The organism is Formosa haliotis (assembly GCF_001685485.1).
GTDB classification, from domain to species: Bacteria; Bacteroidota; Bacteroidia; order Flavobacteriales; family Flavobacteriaceae; genus Formosa; species Formosa haliotis.
On sequence record NZ_BDEL01000001.1, the window covers coordinates 1,366,474 to 1,382,395 of the forward strand.

Genomic DNA, 15,922 nt, shown 5'->3' on the forward strand with positions numbered 1-15,922 from the left:
TGTCATTCAATTATTTTATTAAAATTTAATATTTATATCAAAAATTAATATAATTTTAAGCAATCGATTACATCTATAAATAATTACTAAATAAACAAACTAAAAACACCTATTAACTATGTTTAAAAAAACACTTATCTACACAATATTTTTGCTATTCACAGTTCTCATAACAGCTCAAAATGTTACGATAATAGAATATGGAGGCTGGCTGGAATCTGCTTTTATTAAATGGTCTCCTGTAGAGGGAGCAGACAGCTACAATGTTTATTATACAGGAGAAGGCATTACAAATAGAAAAATAGACGATCAACTAATTAGATGCTACAGTGATTTTAACCGTGCAGACCTAATTGGTCTCAAGGAAGGAACTTACACTATAAGTGTTGCAGCGATTACCAACGGAAAAGAAAGCCCTTTAACTACTTCGTCCAATATTTCCATTAAAGCCCATGACCGTACGGGTTTCGCCTTTTCTAACGGCCGGATTCCTGGAGGCTACAATTTAGATGGAACACCAAAACCTGAAGCCGTTATAATATATGTATCTGAAAACAATAAAGATACAATTGAACTTAACGTTACAGGTGCCAATGCAAATCCCTGCGTTGGTCTTCAAGAAATTCTTTCAGGATTCAAAAAAGGAAAAGACTTTCGCCCACTTATCATTCGTTTAATTGGACAAGTAACCGATTTAGCAGTGATGGATAAAGGTGACATTGTTATAGAGAACAATAATGAGATTCAAAGCTCAATTACACTTGAAGGTGTTGGAGATGACTCCACCGTAGATGGCTGGGGGATTCGTATTAAAAATGCCTCTAACATAGAAATTCGCAATATTGGAACAATGAATTGTGATAGCAACGAAGGAGACAACATTGGATTGCAACAAAACAATCAATATATCTGGGTACATAATGTAGATTTCTTCTATGGATCTGCTGGTGGAGATTCCGACCAAACTAAGGGAGATGGGGCTTTAGATTGTAAAAAATCAACTTATGTTACTTTTTCTTATAACCATTTTTGGGACTCTGGTAAAGCTAATCTTTTAGGTTTAAGCGAAAATACTACTGAAAATTTATACATCACTTATCACCATAACTGGTACGACCATTCCGATTCTCGCCACCCTCGTGTTCGATTTTATTCTGCCCATGTATATAACAATTATTACGATGGTAATTCCAAATACGGCATAGGATCGACTTTAGGCTCTTCTGTGTTTTCAGAATCTAATTATTTCCGTAACTGCAAATATCCAATGTTAACGTCTATGCAGGGTTCAGATGTTTATAATGAGAATAGTCACACTAACGATTATGATAACAGTCCTACATTTTCTAAAGAAGACGGAGGAACAATAAAGGCTTTCAATAATTACATTGAATCTGCACATCGATTCGTGGCATATGGAAATTCAGACTTTCCCTCACCTACTATAGATTTTGATGCTTATTTAGTTGCAAATAGAAACGATAAAGTTCCTAATAGTGTATTATCTGCCTACGGAGGAAACACTTACAATAATTTTGATACAAATAACGAAATAATGTACAGCTATATCCCTGACTCACCGGCAGAGGCACGTGACAATGTTATTCTTTACTCTGGACGTGTAAATGGTGGTGATATTAAATTTTCATTTAATAATGCTGTAGATGACAAGTCTTATGCTGTTAACCTAGCACTTAAATCATTATTAACAAATTATACAACTTCATTAATATGTATTCAAGGCGAACAAGGTTTAGAACCTGAAATAACTGTAACAGCAACACCAGGTGATAGTTTCGTAAAATTGGATTGGATGGTTAATAATTATACGCCTTCTACTTATGACATTTATAGACATACAAGTTCTAATCCTTCTGCAAGAATAAAACTTGCTACAATTGAAGATAGCAAAACTTTAAGTTACACAGATTATAATGTTACAAACGATACAGAGTATTACTATTGGATTAAAGCAGACTCTTCTATAGAATCAAAAGCAAAATCTGCTATACCATCTGCAGAAATAATGCCTTCAAGCGGAGAAATACACAATTTTACAGAATCTGGTATCAATAGTTCCTTTTATACAATTTCTGGAAATCTATCTACATCAAAAGGAACTGTAAATTATAATTCACTCACTTTAACACAGTGCTTAAAAATGGAAAGCGTTACCAGTATCAAATTCAAAACAACTACTGAAGGTACATTAACTTTAGTATTTAATGATGGTGAATCCAATCGTGTTAAAATAAATGGAATAAACAATAGTGTTATAAATGGTATACTTCAAGTTGATTTAGATGCAAATAGCGAATATGAAATAACTAAAGGAGACACTATGAACCTTTTTTATATGAGTGTTGTAGACTATTCTTTAGGCATAGTAGACAGTGAAATTAAATCATTAAAATTATATCCTAACCCAGTTAGAGATAACTTATTTATAACATCATCTTCAAATATTGAAAAAATAGAAATTTATAGTATTCAAGGTGCACTTGTACTCAAAAAATCAGCTAAGGATATTAAAATAATTAATTTGAACACCTTAAAAACTGGAACTTATTTAATTAAAATGTACTCCAATCAAAAAACGATTGATAAAATATTATTAAAGCACTAATTATCAATCAATTTAACAAACACAACCGATTACACAATAAACCTCGAGGTTCTATACCAAATCTCGAGGTTTTTTTACACTATTTAACCTCTCGTAATGCCATTATATTTTAGGATTAATTAACATATTAAAGAAGAAGCCACATTTAGCTTTTATAAAGTAAATTTAAAAATAACATTAAAAATATATTAATATTTCACAATAATTCATGCAATTTATAAACATATCATAAAATTATAATCATAAAATTACAAAAAATCAATATTTGTAAGATTTTTCTTATTTAAATAGGAATCAAAAAAATTAACCTAAAATTGATGAAATATTAACTTTTAATTTTGTTTTTAAATTAAATCAACTACTTTTGTGTAATCGATTACAAATTCAAACTAAATTAAATGATCTTATCAAAGAAACCTATTAGCTAAAAATAATTTGAAACTAAACATTATTACTATATGACTAATTTTTTTTATTAACTCAACTATTTCTCTCTCTTAAAGACAGAATAAAATTTAGTCCTTACAAAAAAACTCATTTAGGGTTATTTATAGGATTTCTAATTCTAAGCACAACCAGCGTAGAAGCACAAAATCAAATTACCATAACTGGTGTGGTAACAGATGGCGATTTAGGAGGCCCTTTACCCGGAGTTACTATTATTGTAAAAGGATCTACAACCGGTACGACAACAGATTTTGATGGTGCTTATACCTTAACCAATGTAGATCCCAACGCCAGCATACTATTTTCTTATATGGGATACCTCACTCATGAAGCCAAAGTTGGTGGTAAAAAAATTATAAACGTAACCCTTAAGCCTAGTTTAGAATCCTTAGATGAGGTTGTTGTAGTTGGTTATGGTACCACACGGAAATCAGATCTAACAGGTTCCGTAGTAACGGTATCCGGTGAGGCATTAGAAAAACAATCTATTTCAAGTGTTGCTGAAACATTAACAGGACGAATGGCTGGGGTTCAAGTCATCTCTGCTGAAGGGTCTCCAGATTCTGAAATACAAATTAAAATTAGAGGGGGTGGCTCTTTAACACAAGATTCTTCACCTTTAATAATTGTTGATGGGTTTCCAGTAAACAGTATGAGTGATGTATCACCTACAGATATTGAAAATGTTACTGTATTAAAAGATGCTTCTTCTACAGCTATTTATGGTTCTAGGGGTGCTAACGGTGTTGTTATAATTACAACAAAGAGTGGAAAAGAAGGTAAAATTCAAGTAAACTTTAATGCATTTTATGGTGCAAAAAAAATTGCTAATACTATAGATGTACAAGACCCATCAGATTTTGTTAACTGGCAATATGAATATGCTCTACTTAGAGACAATTTAGAGTCCTATGAAAAATATTTTGGATTATGGCAGGATCATGATTTATATGATGAGGTGAAAGCTAATGATTGGCAAAAACAAATTTACGGTCAAATGGGTGAGGTTGAAAGCCGTAATTTATCCGTTCGTGGAGGTACAGAAAAAATAAATTTTAACTTTAATTACGCCCTATACGATGAAAAAGCAATTATGGTTGGATCTCGATTTAAAAGAGACAATATATCTTTTGCATTAAAAAGTAAAGCCAGTAAGAAAGTTGATTTAAGTTTAACCATGAGGTATTCAGATACCGAAGTTAACGGTGGCGGTGCAAACGAGCAAAACGAGGTATCTTCTGCCGACGCACGCCTTAGACATTCCGTAGGTTATTCTCCTATTTACTTACCAGGATTAACTACAGATGAAACCGATGAGGCACTTTCTAGTTACCTTGTAAACCCCTTTGTTGCTGTAAACGACAACCAACGTTTAAAATTGAAAAAAAACTTTAACTTATTGGGTAGTTTTTCTTGGAAAATCGTTGAAAACTTACAATTTAAAACAGATTTTGGTCTAGATAATTACTACGATCAAGACTTTAGATTTTACGGAAGCTCTACTTACTACGCTAATAATAATCCTGCTGCTGAAAACCAAGGCCTACCTGCTCTTAAATTTACAGACGGAAAAAGAACTAGATTTAGAAATGCAAATACTTTAAATTATGATTTTAAAAAGTTTTTAAACGAAAATCATAGTTTAAAATTTCTTGTTGGTCAAGAATGGATACACACCCGTAACAACGTGTTACTTAATGAAGTTCAAGGCTTTCCAGACTTTTTTAACTTTACCGATGCAAGGCAGTTAACAACTCAAGGAACACCTGTAGTTACCGACAACTATTATAGTCCTGATGATAAACTATTATCATTCTTCGGACGTGCAAATTATGATTTCAAAAATCGCTACTTATTTACTGCTACTTTTCGTGCCGATTCATCAAGTAAATTTTTAGGTGATAATAGATGGGGTTACTTCCCTTCTGCCGCCTTTGCCTGGAAAATTTCTGAAGAGTCTTTTTTAGAAAGTGCACATTGGATAAACACACTTAAACTTAGATTAAGTTACGGTGAAGCAGGAAACAATAATATCCCTGTAGGACAAACGGTTCAAAATTTCTTATCTAGAACTACTACTTATATTAATGGTGTGCCTAGTTACTGGGCGGCATCTAACACTTTAGCAAATCCAGATTTAAAATGGGAAACAACGATAACCCAAAATATAGGTCTTGATTTTGATATATTCAGAGGAAAATTTAGTGGTTCCTTCGAAGCTTATAAAAATTTAACAACAGACTTATTAATTAACTTCCCTACACCTGGTTCTGGATATACTTCTCAATATAGAAACATGGGAGAAGTTCAAAATAGTGGTTTAGAAGCTACCTTAAATTTTGCAGCTATTAATAACGAAAAATATGGTTTAAGCTTTACTTTAAACATGGCTAGAAATGTTAATAGAATTAATTCATTAGGTGTAATGAATGATTTTGGAGCAGACACAAACTGGGCTTCATCCCAGATTGGAGATGATTATGTTGTAAGAGTTGGTCAGCCTTTAGGCCTTATGTATGGTTTCCAAAGTGATGGTCGCTACGAAGTTGACGACTTTAATTACGATCCTATCGCCAATACCTATACCCTAAAACCAGGAGTTTCAAATAATACATGGATAGGTAATGTAATGCCTGGTTCTATGAAACTAAAAGATATCGATGGTGACGGAGACATTACTGCTGCCGACCAAACTGTTATTGGTGATGTTAATCCAGATTTCACAGGTGGTTTAATTATTAATGCCAATGCCTATGGTTTCGATTTTTCGGCAGCATTTAACTGGAGCGTTGGTAACGATGTTTATAACGCAAATAAAATTGAGTTTACAACATCTAATGAAAATGGACAATACAGAAACTTAAGTACCATAATGGGAGATGGAAAAAGATGGACGAATTTAGACCCTGTAAGTGGTCAATTAGTTACAGACCCTACTCGATTAGCCGAAATGAACCAAAATACAACCATGTGGTCGCCTTACATGTCCCGTTACGTATTTAGTGATTGGGCAGTAGAAGATGGTTCTTTTTTAAGATTAAATACCATCTCTTTAGGTTACACTGTTCCTGAAGCAATCCTTGAAGACGCAGGTATCGCAAAATTAAGATTCTATCTATCTGCAAACAATGTCTTTATTTTAACCAATTACTCAGGACTAGATCCAGAAGTTAACACTAGAAGAAAAACACCACTAACTCCTGGGGTAGATTATTCTCCATACCCAAAAAGTAGACAACTAGTTTTTGGTTTAAACCTTAACTTTTAATAAAATATCTTTTTAAAATGAAAAATAAATTCATAATTATAACAGGATTAATAATAGCAGGTTTTTTAAATTCTTGTAGTGATGATCTGGACGCACCAGCTAAATCTACTTTAGATGAATCTGTGATTTTTTCTAAGCCAGGACTTACTAAAGGTGCTATAGATGGTATTATACAACCAATGATGGAAACAAACTCTTACAGAGGACGTTTTATCCCAATGTATGGCTCTAACACCGACACCGAATACACATACAATTCTGAAAATGTAGGTAATTCAACGGGCGATCTTGCAATTTATAATGCAATGCCTAACAATGCTCAAATGAATAGAGATGACAATGCTTGGGCAATGATGTATAGAGGTATTGAACGTGCTAATATTTGTATTCGAGGCATACGCACTTACGGTAATCCAGAACCTGGAAATGAAATGGGACAATATTTAGGTGAAGCTTTAACTTTACGTGCCTTATATTATGCAGATTTAACCAAAGCTTGGGGTGATGTAGTGGCACGTTTTGAACCTATTAATACTGAAACCATTTATTTACCAAAATCAAGTCGTGATATTATATACAAACAAATCATTGCAGATTTAGGGGAAGCATCCAATTTAGTTGCTTGGCCAAACGAAACCATAGAAACTACTAGCGTAGAACGTGTTAACAAAGCATTTGTTAAAGGACTAAGAGCCCGTTTAGCTATGGTTGCAGGTGGTTTCCAACAATATCCTGATGGCGTTAGACGAAGTAAAGATCCAGATTTATCTGTAGCTAATATGTATTCGCTTGCCTTAGACGAATGTAAATCTATAATTGCAAGCGGAACTGTACATCTTATTCCATCTTTTGAAAACCTTTGGAGAAACTTAATGGAGGAAGATGTTACCGCAGGAAAAGAATCACTTTGGGAAATTCCATTTGCAGATGGTCGTGGTCGTGTATTATATACTTTTGGAGTTAGACACAGAAGTAATGACCAATACACAAAACAACCTAGAGGTGGAAGTGTAGGTCCTTTACCTACTCTCTTCTACGATTACGATGAAGCCGATACACGACGAGAAGTTACTTGTGTACCTTACCAATGGGGAACTGCTGTCGATGAATTTTCTCAACAAGAATTAGTAGACTCTAAAACATGGTACTTTGGAAAATACCGGTATGAGTGGATGAACCGTATTGTTACTTCTACCAATGATGATGGAGTTAACAAAATTTATATGAGATATGCTGAAGTACTTCTTATTGCTGCGGAAGCTGCTAATGAACTAGAAGGCCCTGGAGCTGCTGCTCCATATCTAAAAGAATTACGTCGTAGAGCTTTTAAACCAGAATATCATTCAACAAAAGTAGATGCGTACGTAGATGCATTAGGCAGTAAACAAGCCATGTTAGATGCTATTGTTGATGAACATAAATTCGAGTTTACTGGAGAAATGGAACGTAAACAAGCACTTATTAGATGGAATCTGTTAGGGACAAAACTAGCAGACGCAAAAGCTAAATTAACTGATTTAAAAGATCGTACTGGTAATTATAAAGATGTACCAACTACAGTTTACTATAAATATGCCGAAGACAACGAAACCCTAGAACTCTATGGTTTTAATAGAAATGAACACCAAGATCCAGGTTCAGAATATTCTGCGGTATCATGGAATTCTATAAATGATGAAAGAATTAATTCTCTTTACAAATTAGACCCGGACACAAGACAATTCTGGCCTATTTGGCAAGTATTTATTGATGGAAGTAACAATACTTTAACTAACGATTACGGTTATTAACAATTTACAAACCTAAATAATACGAAATATGATAATGAATACTAAATATTTATTTAAAACAATATTCACTTTAGTATTAACCGCCATGGTTATTAGTTGTGGATATGATGAGGAGCTTGTAGAAGATCTTGTTACCTCCAGAGAATTTGCTCCTGTTGGTTTGAATACGCGTGTGAGAAACCAAACAACAGTTGAAATAAATTGGACAAAAAGTGATCAAATAAAAAACTATGTGGTTGAATTTAGTGTAAACGATCCTGATTTTAACACCATTTACGAAACACTAAATGTTACACCAGACCAATTACCACTTCAATTAAGATTAGATGGTGAAACCCTATACTATATCCGAGTAAAATCTTTAAGTTCAAGAGGATTAGATGATTCTACTTGGGCACTTACTCAAGCCTTAACACTAACAGAGCAAATTATGTTACCTGCCGAACCCGGAGATATCAAAGCATTAGAAGCTACGTTTAGATGGGAACCAAATGCCGAAGTAACCAAATTAGTACTTGAACCAGGAAGCATTACGCACGCTATTACAGCCGACGAAAAAACGGCAGGGATTGCAACGGTTACTGGATTAATTCCGGAAACAAGTTACGAGGCAATCTTATTCAATGATGCAAAAATAAGAGGGTCAGCTTCAATTGTAACAGGTATCGATATTGGTAATAATACCTTAGTTACAGTAGATGATGACATCTTTCAAAAGATTGCAGAAGCTGCGCCTGGAGACATCTTACTTTTCGAAAAAGGAGACTACTCTGCTCAAACGGGATTAATTGAATTAAATAAATCAATTACACTTCAAGGATTAAGAGCCGATTTCAAACCACAATTAAAATTAGCTTTTTCTTTACTTGATGGAGCTACAGATGTTAGCCTTATCGATTTAGATTTACAAGGTGATGGTTCTGGAGTTGATAGCAACAATGATGTGGTAAGATATAACGCTGCTGGAAACTACAATTCTTTAACAATTGAAGGTTGTATCATTCGTGATTACAACAAATCGTTTATCGCTGGTGATGTTGCCAATGCGCTTATACAGACAGTAACAGTTAACAACTGTATTGTTACCGATGTTTGGACAAACGGAGGCGATTTTATCGATTTCAGAAATTCAAATGTATATAACGTAACGGTTACAAATTCAACTTTTAACAACTGTGCGCCTGGTCGTGATTTCTTTAGAATTGACGAAACTGGTACAACAGGTACTGGTCTAAATTGTAATGTGATTTTTGAAAGCAACACACTTTATGGTTGTTCTAACGATTCTAGTAAAAGATTAATGTATGTAAGATTTAACTCAAATACCTTCACATCAAAAAATAATTTAATTACAAATACAGTATCTGAAGGCTATTCAGATCAAAGTAAAACCGATCCAAATCCAACTTTTGGTAATAATAATTACTTCAATGCCGATGGATTTTGGAATCCTGAGCAAAGAGTATTTGATGCTACTGGAACAAAAGAAGATCCAGGATTTACTGATCCATCTACAGGTAACTTCAAAGTTTCAAATCAAAATATTATCGATAATTCAATTGGAGACCCTCGTTGGTTACAGTAAAATTAATTAACAATCTGTATTAAGTAAAGAGGTATGCAGTAATGTATGCCTCTTTTATTTCCTAATAGCTTTGTAGTTCCATAATGACCAGAAATAGAAATAAATAAAAATTAAGTTTATGTTCAAAAAACCAAGTATTCTTTTCTCATTCTTAGTACTTACATTTATTATGAATGCACAACAACCAGCCTTTCCTACAGCTGAAGGCTTTGGGCAATTCGCTACAGGAGGTAAAGGCGGACTAATTTACACCGTCACTAATTTGAATGATGATGGAGAAGGCAGCTTAAGAAAGGGTATTTTAAAAAAAGGCCCACGAACCATTGTTTTTGCAGTTTCAGGAACCATCGAATTAGCCTCAAAACTCGATGTAAACAGAGGCAATTTAAGTATTCTTGGACAAACAGCGCCTGGCGAAGGCATTACCTTAAAAGGCTATCCGTTTACCATAAAAGCAGACAATGTTATTGTGCGTTATTTAAGATTTAGAATGGGCGACATTCATAATATTGAAGGCGATGCCCTTGGTTGTAGAGACACAAATAACGTGATTATAGACCACTGCTCTATCAGTTGGGCAACCGATGAAAATGGTTCATTCTACAACAATAAAAATTTCACTTTACAATGGTGTATTATTTCCGAAGCACTAAACCGATCGGTTCACAAAAAAGGCGCTCATGGTTATGGGGGTATTTGGGGTGGCGTTAAAGCCTCTTTTCATCATAACTTATTAGTGAGTAACAATAGTAGAAACCCAAGATTTAGCGGGTCTTCAACTACCGAAAATTCTGAAAATGAATTTGTAGATTTCAGAAATAACGTGATTTACAATTGGGGTGAAAACAACATTTATGGCGGCGAAAAAGGAACCTACAATTTGGTTAACAATTACTTTAAATCGGGGCCAGCTACCACCTCATCAAAACTAGATCGTATTGTCGATCCATCTGAACCTTATGGTCAATTTTATGTCGATGGAAATTATGTTTTTGGTTACGATGAAATTTCAAAAAACAATTGGAATGGTGGTGTACAATGTGAAAATCCGTTAGCAACGAAATTAGAAAGTGAAATTTCTATCAACACCAATATAAAAACAGACAGCGCTGAAGACGCCTATAATAAAGTCTTAAAATATGCAGGTGCTAGTTTGTTTAGAGATTCGGCAGATGCACGCGTGGTTCACAACACCAAAGAAGGCAGTGCGAATTACAAAAAAGGCATTATCGACTCGCAAGAAAATGTGGGCGGTTGGCCACTTATAAAAACTGAAAAAGGTCAAATAGACAGCGATGAAGATGGCATGCCAGACGCTTGGGAAAAACAACACAAACTCAATCCCAACGAAAACGACGGTAATTTAAACACCTTAGATAAAAGCTATACAAACATTGAAGTGTATAGCCATAGTTTAATCACTTCAAATCGCTCAAAAAAAAAAGCCTAATTAATGGAGAAGCCTATGATTTCGTCGTTGATCAATCTGGTTTTGGCGACTTTACAACCGTACAAGCAGCTATAAATGCCGTTCCCGATTTTAGAAAAAAGGAAACTAAAATTTATATTAAAAATGGGATTTACAAGGAAAAGCTAATCCTTCCGGCTTCCAAAATACATGTTACTTTTGTAGGTGAAAACAAAAATGAAACCCTTATAACTTATGATGATTTTTCACAAAAACACAATGCTTTTGGCGAAGAACTAGGCACTACAGGCTCTTCATCATTTTTTATTTTTGGGGATCATTTCAAAGCCAAAAACATCACGTTTGAAAATAGCGCTGGCCCCGTTGGTCAGGCTGTAGCTGTGAGAATAGATGGCGACAAAGTTATTTTTGAAAACTGTAAATTTTTAGGTAACCAAGATACCCTTTACCTCCACGGAAAAAACAGCAGGCAATATTACAAGGATTGCTATATAGAAGGTACGGTCGATTTTATTTTCGGATGGTCTACTGCTTTTTTTGAAAACTGTGAAATCTTCTGTAAAAATAAAGGCTACATTACCGCGGCATCAACAGAGAAATCGGCTGATTACGGTTTTGTATTTAAAGATTGTAAAATTACAGGAAGCGCCTTAGAAAAAAGTTTTTATTTGGGCAGACCCTGGCGCGATTATGCGCAAACAGTTTGGATAGACTGTTTTATGGACAAACAGATAAAGCCCGAAGGCTGGCACAATTGGAACAAACCTAAGGCTGAAAAAAGAACCTATTATGCCGAATATAATTCGTTTGGACCTGGCGCTTCAAATAATCGCGTAAAATGGGCCAAAAAACTAAACAAAAAGCAAGCTGAAAAATTCAGTAAAAAAAATGTTTTAAAAGGATTAGACAATTGGAATCCAAATATTTAAACAATCACCCATTTAAAAGAATTAAAATAATTAACGTAATATTATCCAATAAAATTATGTAGATATATACAACTTCATTATTTTTATACAATCGATTACATTAAACTATTTCAAAATGAAAACATACACAAAAAAAGTACTTTATTCAATACTATGCCTAGCCATTTTCAGCTTCAGCATGCAATCCTGTAAGGTGGAGAAAAAAGAAAAAGCTAAAGCAGATGCTTTTATTGAAGCTGATAACATCATCAAATCCATAAAAGTTCTTGAGTTTCCAGATAAAAACTACAACATTGTTGATTATGGCGCCGTTTCAGACGGAAAAACGCTAAACACAGAAGCTATCGCTAAAGCTATAAATGCTTGTAATGAAGCTGGCGGTGGAAAAGTAATTATTCCTACTGGCGATTTTCTAACAGGTCCTATTGAATTAAAAAGTCATGTGAATCTGCATTTAGAAGCAGGTGCTAATGTGTTATTTTCTACAAATCATAAAGATTATTTACCTATTGTTCACACGTCTTATGAAGGTGTGGAATTAATGAACTACGCCCCTCTTATTCGTGCTTACAAACAAGATAATATTGCTGTTACAGGAAAAGGAGTATTAAACGGACAAGGAAGTAACGAAAATTGGTGGCCATGGTGTGGTAAAGATGTATACGGTTATGTTGAAGGCGCTGTTAAACAACACGATTCCATCAACTTACCGCGATTACGTAAAATGAACGAGGATCAAACCCCAATTGCCGAACGTACTTTTGGTGATGGATACCAGTTGCGCCCCACATTTTTCGAGCCAATGGATTGTACAAATGTATTGCTAGAAGGTGTTACCATTACCAATGCACCGTTTTGGGTTATCCATCCGCTACGCTGTGAATTTGTTCGAATTGACGGAGTAACTGTTTCTAGTCACGGCCCTAATAACGATGGTTGCGATCCTGAATACAGTAAAAATGTACATATTACAAACTGTACTTTTGATACGGGAGACGACTGTATTGCTATAAAAGCAGGTAGAAATAATGACGGAAGACGTGTTAATATTCCAAGTGAAAATATAGTGATTGAAAATTGTGACATGAAAGATGGTCACGGTGGTGTGGTTTTAGGCTCTGAAATTTCTGCAGGGGTAAGAAATGTTTTCGTAAGACACTGTAAAATGGACAGTCCGAATTTAGACCGTGCCATTCGTATTAAAACAAATACTTTACGCGGTGGTTTTGTTGAAAACCTATATGTACGCGATGTTCAAGTAGGACAAGTAAAAGAAGCTGCTTTAAAAATAAACTTGCATTACGGTATTTATGCCAATCAAGAAGGCGAGCATATTCCAACCATTAAAAATGTGCATTTAGAAAACATGACTGTTGAAAACAGTGGTAAATACGGCGTTTTAATTCATGGACGTGAAGAAGCTATTATTGAAAATGTAACGCTTACCAACGTGCATATTAAAGGTGCAAAAACACCAATGAAAGTTGATAATTCAGAACCAGTTGTATTTAAAAACACGACCATTAACGGCGAAGCATACGATACTAAACCAACCACCAAATAAAGACCATGAAACAATTAACCTTAATATCAATTGTCTTTTTAAGTCTATTTTCTTGTAAAGACAAACAAACAAAAACCGAAACTGAGGTAACTACCAACGTTGTAATAGAAGCTCCAAAAGCCAAAAAAACCTATGCCGAAATTTCTATCGCTCAAGGCGGAACTTGGGTCGATGGCCCTAGAGGACATATGGAATATGCCAATGGTACATCATTTAAAAATGTAGAAGAACTTCAAGTTCCTAAAGAACATACAGACCATACTTGGTACATTCGTTATGAAGGGCCAGGTTGGGAAAATGCCCAAGTAGGCTATCGCATTTATTTAGATTGGAGAAATGCCATAGACATCTTCGGAAAAAAAGTAGACACCATGGTGTTGCCAAATGTGGGTCAGGATGGATTCGATTCCTATCATGAGCCTTCTGCTTGGGGACAAGACATTTTAAAAGCAGGGAAATCTATGGGTATTGGTGGTTACGGCCGCATTGTAGCCGATACGATTGTACATTTTCAGAACGTTAAAGATACCCACGCTGCGATTTCTAATACCGATGAAAAATCGGCCATTACCATTTCTTATGACGATTGGAAAACAGGCGACGACAGCATCGGTTTAAAATCGGTTTTAAGCATCTATCCTAACGACAGATTTACTAAAGCTGAATTAACCCCTTCAAAAGCCATTGAAGGTTTATGTACGGGGATTGTTATCGCAAAAAACATTCCTGTTACCAAAAAAGTTGGTGAAAAATGGGCATACATCGCTACCTACGGCGCGCAAACTCTAGTTAGTCCTCCAGATCATTTAGGTATGGCATTGTTCTATAAATTAGATGAAGTAGCCGAACAAAAAGAAGGACAGCACGATCATTTAGTCATCTTTAAACCAACAACTAAAACCATCACTTATTACTTTTTAGCAGCTTGGGAACAAGAACCTAACGGCATTAAAACAGAAGCTGATTTTATAGCCGATTTAAACACAAAACTAGAAACCTTGAATTCAACCAACACAATAAACTAAACCATTCATGAAGACATCAACTAAATATATAGCCCTTTTTACATTGGCTTTAGGGTTGTCGGCAACAGCCTGTAAGGAGTCCAAATCTGAAACAGAAACAAAGGCTGAAACCGCAGCGGTAGAAAAAGTAGTTCCAGAAAACCTAAAATGGTCGGAACGTATGATGCTTTCGGAAATTGTACGTTTCCCTAAAGCATCTCTTTTAGACTTTAGAGATAAGCCAAAATGGAGTTATACCAACGGCTTGGTTTTAGATGCCGCCGCACGTGTTTACGAGCAAACCAAAAACGAAAAAATATACAATTACATTTACGCTTTCGCGGATGAAATGATAGACAGTACCGGAAACATTTTAACCTATAAATTATCAAATCAGAATTTAGATATGATAAAATCAGGCGATGTTTTATTGTATTTATATCCTAAAACAAAGGAACAACGCTTTTTAACGGCTATGGAAACTTTAAATAGCCAAATGGACACGCAGCCAAAAACTTCAGACGGTGGGTATTGGCATAAAAAAATATACCCGTATCAAATGTGGTTAGACGGTTTATATATGGCTGAACCATTCCACACACGATACGCTAAAGAATACATTGAGGATGAGGCGAAAAGAGAACACATTTATAACGATGTGGTACTACAATTCGATTTAATACAAAAACACAGTCGCGATAAAAAAACAGGATTGCTTTACCATGGTTGGGATGAAAGCAAAGACCAACGTTGGGCTAATAAAGACACTGGAAACTCAGAGCACTTTTGGTCTAGAGGCATGGGTTGGTACGGCATGGCAATGGTAGATGTTTTAGACTTCTTACCAGAAGATCATCCTGGAAGAGCGCGCATTATTGCCTATTTAAATCAATACGCTGAAGCCATTACTAAAGTTCAAGATGCCTCTGGATTATGGTGGCAAGTGTTAGACCAAGGCAATCGCGAAGGCAACTATTTAGAAGCTACAGGAACCGCCATGTTTACCTACACTTTTGCAAAAGGCGCTAACAAAGGCTATTTGCCTGCGAAATATTTAGATATTGCCAACAAAGCTTACGATAGTCTTGTAAAAAACCTTGTTTCTGTTGAAGAAAACGGTGTTGTAAACCTTAACAAATGTTGTGGTGTTGCAGGCTTAGGTGGAAACCCTTACCGCGATGGCTCTTACGAATATTATATTGGTGAAATTATCCGCTCTAACGACCCTAAAGGTACTGGTCCTTTTATTATGGCGAGTTTAGAACTTAATAAATAACAAG

Annotated in this window: 9 protein-coding genes; all 9 read left to right on the forward strand. The window is 35.0% G+C overall.

Annotated elements, in window-relative coordinates:
* Positions 1–118 precede the first annotated feature (118 nt).
* The 9 genes from A9D35_RS05575 (at position 119) to A9D35_RS05615 (ending at position 15,918) form a co-directional block, all read left to right on the forward strand.
* Positions 119–2,626: a pectate lyase family protein gene (locus A9D35_RS05575; protein ID WP_066220121.1), complete on the forward strand. Its 2,508-nt coding sequence runs from the start codon at positions 119–121 to the stop codon at positions 2,624–2,626.
* Positions 2,627–3,188: 562 nt separating this feature from the next.
* The gene (locus A9D35_RS05580) at positions 3,189–6,341 is read left to right on the forward strand and encodes a SusC/RagA family TonB-linked outer membrane protein (protein WP_262487505.1); all 3,153 of its coding nucleotides are present in this window, start codon (positions 3,189–3,191) and stop codon (positions 6,339–6,341) included.
* A 17-nt stretch (positions 6,342–6,358) separates the two neighbouring features.
* On the forward strand, positions 6,359–8,131 hold the full coding sequence (locus tag A9D35_RS05585; RefSeq protein WP_066220127.1) for a RagB/SusD family nutrient uptake outer membrane protein: 1,773 nt from the start codon (positions 6,359–6,361) through the stop codon (positions 8,129–8,131).
* Between the two features lie 34 nt (positions 8,132–8,165).
* Complete coding sequence (locus tag A9D35_RS05590; protein WP_159427045.1) at positions 8,166–9,716, forward strand: DUF5123 domain-containing protein; 1,551 nt, start codon at positions 8,166–8,168, stop codon at positions 9,714–9,716.
* 118 nt (positions 9,717–9,834) lie between these two features.
* Positions 9,835–11,166 carry a pectate lyase family protein gene (locus tag A9D35_RS05595; protein ID WP_218017730.1) on the forward strand — a complete coding sequence of 444 codons (1,332 nt, stop codon included), beginning with the start codon at positions 9,835–9,837 and terminating at the stop codon, positions 11,164–11,166.
* A 71-nt stretch (positions 11,167–11,237) separates the two neighbouring features.
* On the forward strand, positions 11,238–12,074 hold the full coding sequence (locus A9D35_RS05600) for a pectinesterase family protein (protein ID WP_235817938.1): 837 nt from the start codon (positions 11,238–11,240) through the stop codon (positions 12,072–12,074).
* A 115-nt stretch (positions 12,075–12,189) separates the two neighbouring features.
* Complete coding sequence (locus A9D35_RS05605) at positions 12,190–13,638, forward strand: glycoside hydrolase family 28 protein (protein WP_066220136.1); 1,449 nt, start codon at positions 12,190–12,192, stop codon at positions 13,636–13,638.
* 5 nt (positions 13,639–13,643) lie between these two features.
* Positions 13,644–14,663, forward strand: a complete 1,020-nt coding sequence (locus A9D35_RS05610; protein WP_066220139.1) for a DUF4861 family protein — start codon at positions 13,644–13,646, stop codon at positions 14,661–14,663.
* A gap of 7 nt (positions 14,664–14,670) precedes the next feature.
* Complete coding sequence (locus tag A9D35_RS05615; protein ID WP_066220142.1) at positions 14,671–15,918, forward strand: glycoside hydrolase family 88/105 protein; 1,248 nt, start codon at positions 14,671–14,673, stop codon at positions 15,916–15,918.
* Positions 15,919–15,922: the final 4 nt, after the last annotated feature.